The 17421-nt window shown below is 63.7% G+C and carries 11 protein-coding genes; 8 read left to right on the top strand and 3 right to left on the bottom strand.

Annotated elements, in window-relative coordinates; genetic code table 11:
* Positions 1-118: 118 nt before the first annotated feature.
* The 6 genes from C477_RS16895 to gfo6 all read left to right on the top strand — a co-directional run bounded on the left by C477_RS16895 (position 119) and on the right by gfo6 (position 7488).
* Positions 119-1402, top strand: a complete 1284-nt coding sequence (locus tag C477_RS16895; protein WP_008895745.1) for an ABC transporter substrate-binding protein — start codon at positions 119-121, stop codon at positions 1400-1402.
* A gap of 68 nt (positions 1403-1470) precedes the next feature.
* Positions 1471-2433: a carbohydrate ABC transporter permease gene (locus C477_RS16890; RefSeq protein ID WP_049914626.1), complete on the top strand. Its 963-nt coding sequence runs from the start codon at positions 1471-1473 to the stop codon at positions 2431-2433.
* A 2-nt stretch (positions 2434-2435) separates the two neighbouring features.
* Complete coding sequence (locus C477_RS16885) at positions 2436-3368, top strand: carbohydrate ABC transporter permease (protein WP_008895743.1); 933 nt, start codon at positions 2436-2438, stop codon at positions 3366-3368.
* A gap of 3 nt (positions 3369-3371) precedes the next feature.
* Positions 3372-4517 (top strand): ABC transporter ATP-binding protein, encoded by a 1146-nt coding sequence (locus C477_RS16880; protein ID WP_008895742.1) that lies wholly within the window; start codon positions 3372-3374, stop codon positions 4515-4517.
* Position 4518: 1 nt separating this feature from the next.
* On the top strand, positions 4519-5664 hold the full coding sequence (locus C477_RS16875; protein WP_008895741.1) for an ABC transporter ATP-binding protein: 1146 nt from the start codon (positions 4519-4521) through the stop codon (positions 5662-5664).
* 750 nt (positions 5665-6414) lie between these two features.
* Positions 6415-7488, top strand: coding sequence for a D-xylose 1-dehydrogenase Gfo6 (gene gfo6 / locus C477_RS16870; protein WP_008895740.1), 1074 nt, complete (start codon positions 6415-6417; stop codon positions 7486-7488).
* Positions 7489-7686: 198 nt separating this feature from the next.
* On the opposite strand, the gene C477_RS16865 is transcribed toward gfo6, so the two are convergent.
* Positions 7687-9198 carry a family 43 glycosylhydrolase gene (locus tag C477_RS16865; protein ID WP_083870312.1) on the bottom strand — a complete coding sequence of 504 codons (1512 nt, stop codon included), beginning with the start codon at positions 9196-9198 and terminating at the stop codon, positions 7687-7689.
* 516 nt (positions 9199-9714) lie between these two features.
* On the opposite strand from C477_RS16865, the gene C477_RS16860 reads away from it, so the two are divergent.
* Positions 9715-12126 carry an alpha-L-arabinofuranosidase gene (locus C477_RS16860; RefSeq protein WP_239641896.1) on the top strand — a complete coding sequence of 804 codons (2412 nt, stop codon included), beginning with the start codon at positions 9715-9717 and terminating at the stop codon, positions 12124-12126.
* A gap of 155 nt (positions 12127-12281) precedes the next feature.
* Here the strand turns inward: C477_RS16860 and C477_RS16855 are convergent, their stop codons facing one another.
* Positions 12282-13109 (bottom strand): SDR family NAD(P)-dependent oxidoreductase, encoded by an 828-nt coding sequence (locus tag C477_RS16855; protein WP_008895736.1) that lies wholly within the window; start codon positions 13107-13109, stop codon positions 12282-12284.
* 204 nt (positions 13110-13313) lie between these two features.
* On the opposite strand from C477_RS16855, the gene C477_RS16850 reads away from it, so the two are divergent.
* Positions 13314-14471, top strand: a complete 1158-nt coding sequence (locus C477_RS16850) for a sialidase family protein (protein ID WP_008895735.1) — start codon at positions 13314-13316, stop codon at positions 14469-14471.
* 40 nt (positions 14472-14511) lie between these two features.
* Here C477_RS16850 and C477_RS16845 read toward each other — a convergent pair whose 3' ends face one another.
* Positions 14512-17187, bottom strand: coding sequence for a glycoside hydrolase family 2 protein (locus tag C477_RS16845; RefSeq protein ID WP_008895734.1), 2676 nt, complete (start codon positions 17185-17187; stop codon positions 14512-14514).
* Positions 17188-17421 lie beyond the last annotated feature (234 nt).

Here is a 17421-nt window from a genome sequence, read left to right as displayed (position 1 = left end):
TTTCAATCTGAAATCCGCGAAACGCCGCCGATGAGGTGCTCTTATTTGCGACTTTGACTGAGTAGAATACTCTTGGCCCGATAATTTTATTAATGTATGTGAGAACATGTCGATTAGCATGGTCGAGAATGACAAACTGACTAACGGACTCGATAGACGAACGTATCTCGGTGGGATTGCGGCGGGTGCTGTGGCCGGATTAGCGGGCTGTACGGATAGCGAAGACGACGGACTCGAGGTGCTCCACGGCTGGACCGGCGGCGACGGAGCGGCTGCAATCGAGACGCTAATCGAGGCCTTCGAGGAGGAACACTCCGATATCGACGGGACCTTCGAACCCGTCGGCGGCGACGGGAACGTCGAACTGAACACGGCCGTCCTGCAGCGGTTGACGAACGAGAACCCGATGAGTTCCTTCGCCAACTGGCCGGGCAACAACCTCAAGCGGTACGAGGGCGTCCTCATGGATCTCGAGGAGGACGTCTGGGAGGCGGAGGGACTGAAGGAGGACATGCAGGAGCGCGCCGTCGAACTCTGTACGTACAACGACAAGATGCCGGCGGTGCCGATCGGCTCCCACCGGATGAACAACCTGTTCTACAACACGGCCGCCTTCGACGAGGCGGGGATCGATGCGGAGAGCCTCGAGAGCATGTCCGACCTCATGGACGCCCTCGAGACGATCGATCAGGACACCGATTACATCCCGTTCGCTCACGGGATGCGGTCGGCGTTCCTCGGCTTGCAGACGTGGGTTCAGATCCTCTCGAGCCAGTCTGGAGTCGACGCCTACACGGACTTCATCGAGGGCGACGGCGACAGAGACGCCGTGATCGACGCGCTGGAAACGCTCCGGGAGATTCAGCAGAACTACATCTCCGACGACGCGTCGTCGATCGGCTACACGCAGGCCGCCCAGAAACTGATCGCCGGCGAGGCCGCGTGTATTCACGGCGGGAACTGGCAGTACGGGATGTACCGGTCCGACGACTACGACTTCGAGTTCGGCGAGGACTGGGACTGGATCCCCTTCCCCGGAACCGAGGGAACGTACTTCTACCACCTCGACTCCTTCGTCGTCCCCGACGACAATCCGAGCTCGGAGGAGACGATCGAGTGGCAGAAATTCATCGGCACGGCGGAGGCGCAAGTCGAGTTCAACAACCTCAAGGGATCGGTGCCGCTTCGGACGGACATCGAACCGGACGAGTTGACGGACTTCCTGGCGATGACCTACGAGGACCTTCTCGACTCCGAGGAGTATCCGCCGACGCTCGCACACGGTCTCGCTGTCGAGCCTAAACAGCAAAACGACTGCGAGGGGGCGATCGGCGACCACTTCATGGATCCGTACGACGCCGACGCAGCGGCGGACGCCCTGCTTGATGCCGTCTCCAAATAACGGAATTCGTCCGCTATGAGACCGACACGCCACAACAACCGTATTAATAAACCGAAGGAGAACGACAGATGACAACACACGATACAACTGAAACGACGGAATCGGCAGTGGATCCGTCTGAGGAGGGGATCGACTGGCAGACGAAACTCCGGTATTTCCTCAACAGCGACTTCGTTCGGTCGTCGCCGTACTGGGGGATCCCGTTTATTATCATGGGGATTGCCGTGTACGGCGGGATCGGCTACAACCTCGCGATTTCCTTTACGGACTACGCAGGAATCGCCCGACCGTCGTTTTCCAGCCTCGATCTGGAGATGTACCGGAGAGCGCTTGCGGACGAATCGTTCCGGGCCGCAGCGTTCCAAAACTTCGTCCTGCTCGTCGGTTTCACGTCGATTTCACTGGGGCTTGGACTGTTCCTCGCGGTCCTCCTCGATTACGGGATTCGGTACAAGGAGACGATCCAGACGATCTATCTCCTCCCGATGGCGCTCTCGTTCGTCGTGACGGCACAGCTCTGGTTGTGGATGTACAGCCCCGGGAACGGTGTGTTGAACATCTTCGTCACGGCGCTCGGATTCGACTCGATCGACTGGTTGGGAGACCCGCGGATCGCGCTCGCAGCCGTGATCTTCGCGCTGGTCTGGCAGTTCAGCGGGTACGCGATGGTCGTCTTCCTGGCCGGACTCCAGTCGCTTCCCGACGACCAGTTCGAGGCGGCGAAAGTCGACGGCGCGAGCACGACCAAGACGTACGTTCGGATCATCGTTCCCCAACTCAAGCAGGCGTCCGTCGGCGCCGCCGTCGTCCTGATGCTGTTCGCCCTCAAGGCGTTCGACTTCCTGTACGCGATCACCGGCAACTACCGACCGCCGAACGGGACTGACATCCTGGCGACGCTGATGGTTCGCGAGGCGTTCCAGTACGGACAGTGGGCCTACGGGGCAGCTATCGCGACGATGCTGCTCTTACTGTCGCTCGCCGTCATCGCGCCGTATCTCATCTTCCAGCACCGACAGGGGTCGCTCTGACAATGTCACAATCAACATCCGACACGAACATCGACGTCGCATCGGTCGTCGAAGACGTCAATCTCAGACGGATCGGCCACTACACGATAGTCATCCTCTTCCTCGGGTTCTTCCTCCTCCCGCTGATAACGGGGATCATGACGGCGTTGAAAACGAGCACCGCCGTCGCCAATACGCTCCCGTTCATGCCGCCGCTGGGCGATGGCTTCACGCTGGCGAACCTCGAGTACGCGTTCAACCGCCTCTCGTATGCGTTCGTCAACTCGCTGCTGATGGCGATCCCGGCGACGATCATCAACGTCTTGCTCGCGAGCATGGCGGCGTTCGGACTCACGATGGTCCGATGGCGCGGCCAGATGGGAATTCTGGTCCTGTTCCTGATCGGGATCTTCGTCCCGTATCAGGCCGTGCTGGTGCCGCTGGCGCGGTTCTGGAACAACATCTTCCCGATCGCGGACATGCTGGAGCCGGTGTTTTCCGTCGTGCCGCTGATTCAGGGCTACCACTCGGCTCTCGTGCCGCTGATCATCACGCACGTCGCCTACGGGATCCCGATCTGTATGCTCCTGTTCCGGTCGTATTACCAGAGCCTCCCGAACTCGCTGGTCGAGGCGGCCAAAATCGACGGTGCGAGCATCACGAAGATCTACCGACGCATTATCCTGCCGATCTCGAAACCGATGTTCGGCGTCGTCTTCATCTACCAGTTCACGCAGATTTACAACGAGTTCCTGTTCTCGTTTACCCTGGTCACGAGTGCGAACTCGTCGGAGGCGCCGATCACGCTGATCATTCCGACGATCGGGACGTCGACGTCCGGCATCGACTTCGGGATTCGGATGGCGGCGGCGTTCCTCGCGGCGCTGCCGACGATCATCCTGTACGTCGCGTTCGCCGAGCAGTTCGCGAAAGGACTGGAAACGGAGAGTGCATAATCCATGGGACGAATCCAATTCGACCACCTGACGAAGCAGTTCGGCGAGACGGTCGCCGTCGAAGACCTGACGTTCGACATCGAAGACAGCGAATTCCTCGTGTTGGTCGGCCCCTCCGGCTGCGGGAAGTCGACGACGCTGCGGATGTTAGCAGGGCTCGAGACGCCGACGTCCGGGGACCTCTACATCGCCGACGAGCACATGAACTATCGCGTTCCGCAGAACCGCGATATCGCGATGGTGTTCCAGGATTACGCCCTCTATCCGCACATGACTATCCGCGAGAACATCCGGTTCGGTCTGGAAGAGGAACCGGGGTACACCGAGGCCGAGCGGGACGAGCGAGTCGAGGACGTCGCCGAGACACTTGGCATCGACGACCTGCTGGATCGCAAGCCGGGCGAGCTTTCGGGCGGCCAGCAACAGCGGGTCGCGCTCGGGCGAGCGATCGTGCGCGATCCCGAGGTTTTCCTGATGGACGAGCCGCTCGCGAATCTCGACGCCAAACTCCGGACCCAGATGCGGACGGAACTCCAGCGCCTGCAGGAGGAACTGGACGTGACGACGGTCTACGTGACCCACAACCAGACGGAAGCGATGACGATGGGCGATCGGATCGCCGTGTTGAACGACGGTCGGCTCCAGCAGGTGGGCGAGCCGCTCGAGCTCTATCACGCGCCCGAAAACCAGTTCGTGGCCGGCTTCATCGGCGAGCCCATGATGAACTTCCTCCACGGGGATCGTTCCGAGGAGGGGTTCGTCGGCGAATACATCGAGTATCCGTTCGACGAACGACTCGAGCGGGCCGTCGGCGATGCCGCCGATCTCGTCCTCGGGATTCGACCCGAAGCGATCGACGTTCGCCACGCCGGCGAATCGGCGTCACAGAGCCTCGGCCCGCACGAGTTCCGGATGACCGTCACCGTCACCGAAACCCACGGCGACCAGAACGTCGTGACCCTCACGCACGCCGAGGACGAGGCCAGCCACGACACCATCCGCGCCGTCACTGACGGGATGCACATCGTCAACGCCGGCGAGTCGGTCATCGTCACCGTCGAACCGGACGCCGTTCACGTCTTCGACGGCGAAACCGGCGAAGCGCTTTGCAACCGGCGGCTCGAAACCGCGCGCGAACTCACGATCTAACATGGCACGCTTAGAAATCGACGACGTAACCAAGGAGTACCGGAGCGGAGAGTCGAGCGTCGTTGCCGTTCAGGACATCGCCGTCGAGGTTCCCGACGGGGACTTCCTCGTCCTCGTCGGCCCCTCCGGCTGCGGGAAGTCGACGACGCTGCGGATGATCGCCGGCCTCGAGGAGATCACCGAGGGGGAGATCAGACTCGGCGGCCGAACGATAAACGACGTCTCGGCACAGGAGCGGGACATCGCGATGGTCTTCCAGTCATACGCGCTGTACCCCCACAAAACCGTCCGGTCGAACATGTCCTTCGGGCTCGAGGAATCGACGGAGCTCTCCGATTCCGCGATCGCCGAGACGGTCGAAGAGACGGCAGCGATGATGGGGATCGAGGACTTGCTCGACCGCAAACCGGGCGAGCTCTCGGGCGGCCAGCAACAGCGGGTCGCACTCGGCCGGGCCATCGTTCGGGACCCGGACGTCTTCCTCATGGACGAGCCCCTCTCCAATCTCGACGCGAAGCTGCGCGCCGAGATGCGAACGGAGCTCCAGCACCTGCAGGAACAGCTGGACGTGACGACGGTCTACGTGACCCACGATCAGACGGAGGCGATGACGATGGGCGACCGGATCGCCGTCCTCGACGAGGGCGAACTCCAGCAGGTCGGTACCCCGCTCGAGTGTTACCACGAGCCGAACAACCTGTTCGTCGCGAGCTTCATCGGTGAGCCGTCGATGAACTTCTTCGACGGAACGCTCGAGAACGACGCGCTCGTCACCGACTACTTCGAGTATCCGTTATCCCAGGAGTCGCGCCGCGACCTCGAGTCGGGAGGCGATCTCGTCCTCGGCATCCGGCCGGAGGACGCCCGAATCGGCGACGCCCAGCAGAGCGACCGGCGGTTCGAGGCCGAGGTCCTCGTCGTCGAACCGATGGGGAACGAGAACATCATCCACCTGCAGTTCGACGGCATGGCAGTCGACGACGAGTTCGTCGTGACGACCGAGGGCGTTCCGAACGTGAGCGCCGGCGACCGCGTCGGCGTCGAGTTTCCCGAACCGGCGATCCACCTCTTCGACGGCGCCGGCGGCGACGCGATCAAGAACCGGGACCTCTCGTTTACCGGGACCCCGGACGCGGTGCTGCCGTAGCGCTGGATCCTCGAGACGCTCGTTTGGCGAGCCCCTCGCCGGTTAGCGTGCACGCACAATAGGTAGCTATTCTTCCGCAGTTCACCTCGATGACCGAACTCGAGCGGCGCGACCGCTCGAGTTGCCAGGAGGAATGGGGCAGTCGAGCGGAATTTCGTCACCGGGTTCTGATAGCGGGGGCTACAGCAATTGGTCAGTTATCTCAGAGATCACCGTTGTCGGTTCAGCCATGGCTTCTGTAGAAACCCAGACGGAACGATTTGTAATGATCGATGAGTGGGTAACAGAACTGTAGTCAGCTACTTTCAGATTCCGTTCTCTATAACTGGTCTGTGGCTCTTGGTACCATCTAGTAGACGGTTCCGGTAGTGTCGGTCCAACCGTCTACTGAGGGCATTTATTTACAGTAGTACTGCTGTATATACTGGCAGTTGTCTTCGTACTGCGATCGTTCCGCCCTGAGAGCGCCACTACCCCCACGATTTTCGAAAGAGAACCACCACCCATGCTAGCAGAACACTGTTCTATATGATAGAACTACTGGAGTCCTACACGCCGTTTCGATTGTGCGTTCGGTTCCAGACGCTGCGCGGGGACCGCCGGCGCTGATCGGCGTCTCGGTCAGGAGTCTCGAGACGCACCCACCGTTCTCGAGTCGGTGTCGTCGAGACCGGTGTGACGATATCGCTGTGTGCCCCGCTACACAGCCCTACCGGGCGTTTTTTATCGGATCGGGAACTACCGTGTGCCATGATCGATTGGATCGATAGTTACGAAGACCGCACGTGGCAAACGACCGACGACGGAACCGTCAGATACGCCCTCATCGGACTGGGCTGGTGGACGATCGACGTCGCGCTTCCGGCGATCGAATCCTCCGATCTGGGCGAGGTCACGGTCCTCGTCAGCAGTTCGACGGAGAAGGCCTCGCGACTCGCCGAGGAGAACGACGTTCAGGAGGGGATCAGCTACGACGAGTTCCACGACGGCGCGGCCAGCGACGAGTACGACGCCGTCTACATCGGGACGCCGAACGCCTACCACCTCGAGTACGCCGAGACCGCGGCCGAACTGGACAAGGCGATTCTGTGCGAGAAACCGATGGAAGCGACCGTCGATCGCGCCGAGTCGCTGGTCGAGACCTGCGAGTCGGCGGACGTGCCACTGATGATCGCCTACCGAATGCACACCGATCCGGCGGTCCAGCGGGCGCGCGAACTGATCGCTGACGGCTTTATCGGCGAGCCGGTGTCCGTCTATGGGCACAACAGCCAACCGCTGCTCGAGATGATCCCCGATCCGGACCAGTGGCGCCTCGATCCCGACCTGAGCGGGTACGGGACGTCGGTGATGGATCTCGGCATCTACTCGATCAACACGACCAGATTCCTGCTCCGCCGGGATCCCGTCAGCGTGCAGTCCCAGATGGTCTCGAACCACGAGGCGTTCGACGACGTGCCGGACGAGCGCTCCTCGTCGCTGTTCGTCTTCGAGGACGACGTCCAGATGATCTCGACGTCGAGCCAGCACGCCCACGAGGACACCCACCTCAAGATCACGGGCACGGAGGGACAGATCGATCTCCGGCCCGCCTTCCACGGCGAGTGTTCGCTGCACCTCTCGCGGGGCGACGTCTCGGTCACGATCGACCACGAGAGCTTCGACGCCGAACGCGAGATGGAAGAGGAGTTCGACTACTTCGCCGACCGACTCCTCGGCGACGCCGAGATCTACCCCGACGGCCGCCACGGCCTACAGGACATGCGGATCATCGAAGCCGTCCACGAGTCCGCCGAGCGGGGCGAACCGGTCGACATCGAGTGAACGTACGCGCCACGGCGGCCGGAAGACGGCGGTAGCCGGCCGGTCGGCGGTCGGCGGCGGGACGCCGTCTCGCCTCGTCGCGCTCGGGAGTCTCTTCCGTTCTCGCGGTCAGACGAACGCGTCTCGAGGAGGGAGAGGGCTCAAGGCCGGGAAACGACTATCCGCGGCGACGTCGCGGGGTCCGCGGAATCGGTGCCGTTACACCAGATCGAACGTCCACCGCTGGTTCGCACCGCCGTTCCACGACCACTGGATGACGTCGGCGCCGTCGTCGGTCGAGGCACCGTTGACCTCGGCGACCTTTCCGCTGTTCGCGTTCTCGATGCGGTAGGTGCCGTCGCCGTTGTCGATGATGTGCCAGTCCTGGGTCGCGTTCCCGGTGTCGGCGTACTGTTGGACGGTCGCCCCGTCGCTCGTGTCGGCGCCGGCCACTTCCATGAGCTTGCCGCTGTTGACGTTTCGAAGGTGGAACGTCTCGTGGTCGTCCGTCTCGATCACGTCCCACTGCTGGCAGGCGTGGCCGGTGTCGGCGTACTGCTGGACGTTGTCGCCGTCGCTCGTCCCGGCGCCGGCGACTTCGAGGCGCTTGCCGCTGTTGACGTTCGTGATCGCGTAGGTTCCTTCGCTGATACCGATGCCGCTGGTGACATTGCCGCAGTCGTAGCTGCCGGTGCTCGGCATCGGGCTCTGCGTGCTCGGCGTCCCGTCGCAGGCGACGACCGGCCAGCCGTTCTCCCACTGGATTCGATCGATCATCATGGTTCGTGTCTCCCGGTCCGCCGTGGCCTCGACGTGGTAGAGCATCCACCAGTCGCCGTTCTCGTCCCGAATCGCGGTGTTGTGACCCGGACCGGTGAACTCGTCCGTTCCGTTGAGGACCGACACGCCGCTTCGGTGCTCGTTCAGGTCGCGCAGGTCGGTCCCGTTCTGGTTGTAGTAGGGACCGAAGAACGACTCGGAGCGGCCGACCTCGACCTCGTAGGTGCTGTCGTACCCCTCGCAGCAGTGGCCGGTCGAGTAGAACAGGTAGTAGTAGCCGTTCTCTTCGATGACCATCGGACCTTCGCGGTTGTCACCGGCCAGGTGGAACGTCGTCCCCGGGACGTAATCCATCCCGTCGCTCGTGAGTTCGACGCCGTAGAACCCGTAGAAGCTCCCCCAGATCATGTAGGGAGTGCCGTCGACGACGCGGAACTCCGAGTCGATGCAGTTGGTCATCCCGAGGTCCTCGGCCCTGAACACCGGCCCCTGATCGACGAACGGGCCGTCCGGCGTGTCCGAGAGCGCGACGCCGATCCCGGGGTTGTTCTGACTCCCCCACGTCGAGTAGGAGTAGTAGAGGTAGTACTGGCCGTTGTAGTAGTTGATGTCGGGCGCCCAGACCCCCGCGTCCGGATCGTCCCGCCAGTCGGGGTAGCTGTCGAACGCCGAATCGATGTACGTCCAGTTCACCAGGTCGTCCGAAGTCGCTATCGGAACGATGTCCTCGGGCGTCTCGGTCCCGTACGCGTAGTAGGTACCGTCGCCGGCCTGAATAACGGTCACGTCGCCGAACCCGACCGGCCCGACCGGATTGTGGTAATGAGTCGAACTCTCGTCGGCGACGGCCGTCTCGCTCGTCGCGACGACGCCCGCGCCGAGCGCACCGGCGCCGATCGTCTTCAACACGTTTCGTCGATTCAATCCTGCGTGATCATGACTATCAACCATGCAGGACTAGGCATTCGAACCTGTCCATAATAATTTTTTGTTCATAGTATCGACAACGAGAACTGACGAGAGATCTGACGGTCCATCGTCGAAATCCGCAGACCTCGCGGCGATCTGCGACCGTCTTCAGTCGGTCGACGTCGGCCAGGCCGATGGCGACGTTCCGCTCTCCTCGAGAAACACTCTCGAATTCAGAACGGCTAGTTTCGCCCCACAGTCGGTTAGACGGCCGTAGGGGACGTTTTTCGTTCGATCGACCGCGATCGCCGCGACGCGGGTACGGAGAGAACAGCGTTCGATAGAACGAATCAATTTCACGACTCGGCTCGAATATTTCAATCACATGCTGACTGTTCAGAATACGTATGGTAGTCATCGGAACACGCAGCCGGAAGGGGTGTACAACCGATGGAAACCGACGGCAAAGACGTGTATCTTCGATACTATTTCTCCCGATGATATCTAAAACAGATACTTTCGAAGAATACTTAATGAATGGCAATGGAGAATGTTTTCATGGTTCGTGGTAACAACCACAGGTCCGCTGGCAGTCGTACCGACGCCGATGACAGTAGCGGGATCGTCTCCCGTCGACGCTTCCTGACGATCCAGTCGATGGTCGTAGCCGGTGCCGCGACCGGAACGGCGGCGGCCGATTCTCACACCGAGTCCGGCGAGGGAATTCAGAACACCGTCTCGCTGGATCTTTCGGAACGAACCGAAGACGCGGTTTCCGACCAGTTGTTCGGCCGGCTCTGCGAGCACTACGAGTCGGGCACGATCTACCCCGGCGTCTACTCCGAGCACGTCAAGAACAACTCGTTCTATCCCAGAACGTGGTCGGAAGACGATCACTTCGGGCCGAAGACGCGCTTCGATCCCGACTCGATCGTCCGCCACGAGAACGTCCCGTTCCCGTGGGAACCCGTTGACGGCTCCGGCGTCTCCTTCGAGCAGCGCGAGGGCGGCGTCGCCGCCGTCGATACGACGAACTACCAGCGGGTCTCCCTCGAGGACGCCCGCGGGGGGATCTCACAGAAGATCGTCCTCCCGGACTTCCGCACGCTGGGCTACGACCTCTCGTTTTCGGTGCGCGGCGACGGTCTCGAGTCGGTCACCGCCGCCATCACGACGCTGGACGGCGAGACCCTCGCGACCACCGACGTCGACGTCACCGACGGCTGGACCCGCCATGAGGTCGCGCTCGAACTGGCCGAGGCCAGCGGCGATCAATACGTCGCCGGATCGGTCGCGGACGTCGAGACCCCCTACGGAGAGTACGTCCTCGAGTTCACTGCTGAGGGAAGCGGTCACGTCGACCTCGACTGGATCATGCTCGGGGCCGACGACGCGATCAACGGGAAGTTCAACCCGTCGACCGTCGAGCTGATGCGAGAGCAGAACGCGACCTGGCTGAAGTGGCCGGGCGGGAACTTCACGAGCCAGTACAACTGGCGCGACGGGATCGGCCCGCTCGACGAACGGCCGATGCGCTTCAATCACGCGTGGGGCGGCGTCGATCCGAACTACTTCGGCCTCGACGAGTACCTCGAGCTATGCGAGATCGCCGATCTCACGCCGCGGCTCACCATCGGCTGGTGGGATAATCCGGGTGAGTGGGCCTCGGAGCGTCAGATCCTTCCCGAAGACGCCGCCGACTGGGTCGAGTACTGTAACGGGTCGACGGACACGGAGATGGGAGCACTGCGCGCCGAGAACGGCCATCCGTCGCCGTACGACGTCGAACACTGGGAGGTCGGCAACGAGGTATGGGGACCGTGGCAGCGCGGACACACGGCCGACCCCTCGGAGTACGCGAGCGGCTCCGAGGAGCGCATCGGGTTCAACGAGTACTACGACGCGATGATGGCGGTCGACGACTCGATAACGATCCTCGCGGACGGGATGGATCCGGGCTACGACGAGGCGAACACGCCGGACCCGGCTGAGTGGAACAGCACGCTGTTCGAGGAGTCGGGCGACCGCCTCGACGGGTTGGACCTGCACCGCTACAACTGGGGGATCGAGGACCAGGAGGCACGGGACGCGTGGTTCGACGAGAACGACGCGGACGCCATCGACTACAACGAGGTGCTGGTCATGTTCCCGACCCAGTTCGGCGTCCTGATGGACGAACTCAGCACCGAAGCCGCCGAGGCGGGCATCGAGGACTTCCGGATCAACGTCGGCGAGTACGGGCTCTTCCCGTCGGTCGACGAGGACGCTCCGTATCCCGGCCCGGAGACGATGCCGGGCGGCTCCTACATCGCGGGCATGCTCAACTCGTTCATCCGCCAGAGCGAGACCGTCGTCGAGGCCTCTCAGACGTGGGTCCCCGTGCGCATGTTCCCGCCGGAGTTCACCGAGTCGCCGCCGGATCCGAACCCGCTGGCGCCGGCGGGATCGGTGTTCGGCCTCTACTCGGCGGTGTTCGAGACCAACGCCGAGTGGCACGCGGTCGACGCCGACGTCGACGGTGCCGGCCGGACCATTCCCGACACCGGCCCGCGCATCGACCGCATGGAGGACGTTCCCTACGTTGACGCCGCCGCTATGCAGAACAAGCGCGGCAAGGAACTGTGCGTCTTCCTCACGAACCGAAACCTTCGGACCCACAGCGAGGTCACGATCGACCTCCCCGAGAAGTACGCCGGCAAGTCGGTGGCGATCACCCGCCACCGCGCGACCGCGTCCGAGCGACCGCTTCCGCACGACTTCCAGGACTCGTGGGAGGAACCGGACGTCTACGCGGTAGACACCGCCATCGAATCAGTCGACCGTGACGGCTCGCTCACGCTCGAGGTCGGCCCTGCCTCGGTCGTCCGGTTACTCGTCGATAACGACCACGGACGTCCCGCGACGATCGGCGACGACGGCGTGTGGTCGGGGCTCAACGGTAACGAGTGCGATCGCCGTCCCCGAAAGTGACTGGGTCGCGGGCCGTCACTGTCCGACCTGCTCGATGGAGCCTGGTCTCGAGGCCGAGGGTCACACGACCTGTGAACGGCGCACGCCTCGGCTGACGGCGAACGGTGGCTGCTCGGAATCCCGTTCCGGTCCGCAGAATCGACTAGAAGAACCGATTACAGGATCTGGTAGCCGCCATCCACGTACAGGAGGTGGCCGGTGATGTAGTCGGCCTCGTCGGAGGCCAGGAACAGGTACGATCCCGCGAGGTCTTCGGGAGTCCCCATGTGGCCCATCGGAATCTCGGGATCGATCTCCTGGGCGTTGAGATCCGGGAGCTCCGCGTCGTTGAGGATGAATCCGTCGCCGAGCTCCCGGTCGAAATCGGGGTTGCCGGCGCCGAACGTCGTTTCGATGATCCCCGGCGCGACGGCGTTGACCCGGATGTCGTGGCGGGCGAGCTCGAGTGCCGCGACGCGGGTGAGCATCATGACCGCGCCCTTCGAGGCGTCGTACATCGAGTGGCCGACCTGCGCGTACTCGGAGCTGATCGAGGCCGTGTTCACGATCGAGCCCGGCTCCCCCCGGTCGAGCATGTCTCGAGCCGCCGCCCGACAGCCGGCAAAGACGCCGCGGACGTTGATCGCGAACACCTGATCGAACGCGTCGGCGTCGGTTTCGATGAGCGACGCCTCGCGGTAGATGCCGGCGTTGTTGACCATCACGTCGACGCCGCCGAACTCCCTTGCGGCCTCGACGACCGCGCCGACGTCCTCCGGATCGGAGACGTCGGTCTCGACGAACTCGGCTCGGCCGCCGTTGTCCTCGACGAGTTCGTGGGTCGGCGCCGACTCGCCGTCCTCCTTCGGTTCTTCGCGGATGTCCGCGACGATCACCGTCGCGCCGGCCTCGCCGAATCGGCGAGCGACTTCGCGGCCGATACCGGACGTTCCGCCGGTCACGATCACGGTCTCGTCGGAGAAGTCGTACGTAATTTTTCCCATATCCTATGCTGTCGTTACCAGTTACTTAATTGTTGCTTCGACCGATCGAGGGCTCCCGGACTCGAGTCCCGATCGTCGGTAGCCGTCGCCGAGATCACGCGAATTTATGTAATCGGAGACGAATGTAGATGTCGTGAGTCAACCGAGTAAACGGATCGGAACCGATCCGGCAGTACCGACTGCGAGGGGACGGGTGGGAACCAGATGACGACCGACGGGGACCGAACTGAGAACGCGCTCTACACGCCACCGCCGGACGCTCCCGGCGCCGGCGCGATGTACCCTCGCGTCGTTCGCTTGGACTGCGACGGCGCCGAGGGCGAGACGCTGCTCGCGACCTTCGAGCAGTACGGGACCGGCGACGACGAGTCGGGGCAGCCGTACTTCCCGCTCTACCGCAGCGAAGACGGCGGTCGAACGTGGTCGCGGTTCTCCGCGATCCGCGACACGCAGAACGGGTGGGGGCTCCGGTTTCAGCCGACGCTGTTCGAACTCCCCGAGTCGATCGGACCCTGGTCGGCGGGGACGATACTGGCCGCGGGGAACGCCATCCCGGAGGACCGATCGCGGACGAAAATCGACGTCTACGCGAGCGAGGACGGCGGCCGGAACTGGTCGTACGTGAGCACGGTCGCGACGGGCGGGAAAGCCGTCCCGCGGGTCGGCGCGACGCCGGTCTGGGAGCCCGAGTTCGCGATCGACGCCGACGGGGACCTCGTCTGCTACTTCGCCGACGAACGCCACCGCGAGGAGGGGTACAACCAACTCGTCGGCCACCGCGTCTCCGGCGACGGCGGCCGAACGTGGGGCGAGGAGACGTTCGACGCGGCGATACCCGACGGCGAGCAGCGCCCGGGCATGCCCGTCGTGACGAAACTCCCCGACGGCCGCTACGCGATGGTCTTCGAGATCGTCGGGCCGGAGTACGGGGGCGGGATCTTCCTCAAGACGTCGCCGGACGGCCGCGACTGGGGCGATCCGGCCGATATCGGCTCCCCGGTGCGGACGGAAGAGGGGTACCAGCTTACGAACGGTCCCTACATCACGTGGACGCCTGCCGGCGGCGACGAGGGGACCGTGCTCGTCTCGGGGAAGACGCTGCGCGATTCGGATGGGAACCAGGCTCCTGGAAGCGGCCGGACGCTCCTCGCAACGACCGATTTCTCCGAATTCGACTCGTGGGAGGCTGTGTCCGCGCCGCTCCGGTTCGAGGATGCGATCGACGTCGGCCACGAGACGGTTGGGTGGACGACGCCGTTACTGCCGTCGCCGGACGGCGACCGGCTCCTGCAGCTGACCTCGACGTCCGTCGAGGGCGAACACTGCGAGATCAGCTACGCCGCCGAGTCGCTCGAGCTCTGACGCTCGAGCGTTCGGGGTTAGAACGGAAACAGGGGCGGCCTCAGCTGCGCTCCTCGGCCGCGAGGTCCTCGAGGAGTGCGGCGAGAGTCGCCGTCCCGACGGGCTGTGCGCCGTACGCGTCCGTGATCCGGAACGTGAACGCACCGACGCGGCCGTCGCCGACCTCGCGAACGGCGACCGCCGCCGATCGGTTTGCAATCCAGCCTTCGACGTAGCCGATCGACACCTCGTCCGGCGAGACGTCGGCGACCACGTCGTAGGGGTAGAGCCCGTCCAGTTCCCAGCCGGGGACGGTACCCACGTACTCGGCGAGGGTCTCGTCGGCGCAGTAGAACAGCGACGCCACGAGGTTCCAGCTCTCCGTCTCCGGCAAACTTCGGTACTCGAAGAACTCCTCGTCCGCCATATGGCCGCTCTCGTCGGGGAGGACCACGGCGGTTCCACCGCTTTCGACGTACGCTCGAACAGCGGCGTCGGGACGGATTACCAGCGCCACGTCGACGGTCTCGTCGAGGCTCGATGCGACCTCGAAGCCGGTTTCGGACAGTCCAGAAACGAGCCCCTCGGCGTCGGTGTACACCGTCGTCTCGCCGTCGACGCTGGGGTCGGCGTCGGGAACGACGGTGATCGATTCCCTGTTCGTCGGCGCGCTCGGCAGCGAGACCGTCAGTTCGTCCTCGCGGACGCCGTCGACGGTCGGAACATCGATCTCAATCGCGTTTTCGATGCGTTCGACGCCGAACCCGTCGAGTGCCACGTCGACCGTGTCCGATTCTCCGAAGACCGACCACTCGAGCGGCCCCTCAACGGGGCCGGTGGTGTCGTTGCTGACGACTACGTCGGCGGTCAGCGTCCCGCCCGACGCGATGGCGTGAGCGTTCGGCTCGACGCTGACGAGGACCGCGTCGTTTATCCGAGCGAAATCGTCGTGGAATGCCTTCTCCTCGCGGCGGTAGTCCAGGACTCCGTTGAACTCCCACTCGATGTCGGAGAGCTCCGTGAGTACGTATCCGTCGACGTCCTCGCGGGCGCGCATCCGTTCGATGACGTCCTTGATCGAGCGGAACTCGCGACGCTGCCAGGCCTCGGCCATCGCCGACCAATCGTCGAAGACGTCCGAGAGGGCCGATTCCTCGAACCGATCGTACGCACCTGCGGGACGCTTGATCGGGTCGTCGAAGAACTCGTAGTCGAACCACGGCGGTTCGCCGCCGTAGTACTCCTCGATCGCCGGCAGATCGCACATCCCCCACGTTCCGAACTCGGAGACGATTCGGGGCGCGTCCACTGGATCGGTCTCCGTCGCGCCGTAGTTGTCCGCCGGCGCGGACGCCATCGACTCGAGGTCGTCTTCCCACGCGGCCGCGCGGTCCGGGCTGACGAAGTACCGGTGGTAGTCGTTCACGTCGGTCGCGACGTGGGCCCAGCCGGAGTTGTCGCAGACGAGCCGCGTGGGATCCCGTTCCCGGGTCGATTCGTAGAGCTCTGCGAGGTACCGCTGTTTCGCTTCGTCCTCCCACAACGACGTCTCGTCGTCGAGCCCCTGTGGGTTCCCGATCCCCCACTCCTCGTTGTAGAGGCTCCAGACGATCACGCTGGGCCGATTGTAGTCCCGATCGATCAGGCCGCGGATCTGCTCGCGGACCTCCCGCCTCGAGCGATCGGTGTGCACCGTCGGGTTCGCGGGCTCCTCCCAGACGAGGAGGCCGAGCCGGTCCGCGAGTTCCAGAAAGTCGGGGTGGGCCGGCTTGATGTGTTTGCGAAGCAGGTTGAACCCGAGGTCCTTCGCCGTGCGGATCTCGGCTTCGAACAGGTCGTCGTCGAACAGCCGGTACAGCGTCTCCGGGTAATATCCCTGATCGAGCGCCCCTCGCACGGAGAACGGGTCGCCGTTGAGGTACAGGCGACCGTCGCGGGACTCGACGCTCCGCATGCCGAAGTAGTCCTCGTACCGATCGACGACCGCGCCGTCGCGGGACAGTTCCACGGCGATGTCGTACAGCGCCGGCGTCTCCGGCGTCCAGTACTCGGGGTCGTCGATGGCCAGCACCGCGGTTCCCGAACCCGTGTCTACGTCGACCTTCGATCTCGCGACTACCGCTCCGTCTCGTTCGATCGTCACGGCGGCGGTCAGGTCGGCCGCGTCCTCGGGCGCCGCCTCGAGATCGATCCGTACCGTGTCGTCGTCGAGATTCGGCGTCGCGCGAACGTCGGTGACACGCCGCGTCGGGACGGTCGCCACCGTCACGTCCTGCCAGATCCCGCTGACGCGCTGGTACCACGGTGCACCCTGCTTGCCGTGGGGGATCTCGCTGATATCGTCGGGATCGGTCACCGCGACGACGATCGCGTCCTCGCCGTCGGTCACCGCCTCCGTGATATCCAGCTCGAAGGGCAGATAGCCGCCGCGGTGCTTCCCGACTCGCTCGCCGTTTACCCACACCGTCGCCTCGTAGTCGACGGCGCCGAACCGGAGGATCGTTCGATCGCCGTCGGGTTGCGGAAGGTCAGTGTACCGGCGGTACCAGGCGGTCCCGGTGTACTCGCGGTACTCGTCGCGCTCTTGCCAGCTGTGGGGGACGTCGACGGTGCAACGCCGATCGGGCCAGGTCGCGTCCGGAGCGTCCCAGTTATCGGCGCGTCCGTCGGACGTCGGGTCGGTGACGAACTCCCACGGTCCGTTTAGCGTTCTCGTTTCCCGGTAACTAGCTGTCATCGGTGGTCTGCGTCCGTACTATCGAACCGGCTGCGGGTGGTTATCCGACGCTCGGGCGGGCAGTTCGTCCACCGGGAGGACCGCGTGTTACAATCTATCATTCACGATAATCGTTTGCGCCACGGTCACATATATCTCTTCCTCCGCCGTCCGTACTGAGAAGCCGCGGTATCGCGATCGGATCAGGCCCGCAGTACGTCCTCGAGGCCGATTGGTCGACCGCGGCCCGAACGA

The organism is Haloterrigena salina JCM 13891, assembly GCF_000337495.1.
Classification (GTDB): Archaea; Halobacteriota; Halobacteria; order Halobacteriales; family Natrialbaceae; genus Haloterrigena; species Haloterrigena salina.
This window is presented reverse-complemented; position numbering and strand designations above follow the sequence as displayed.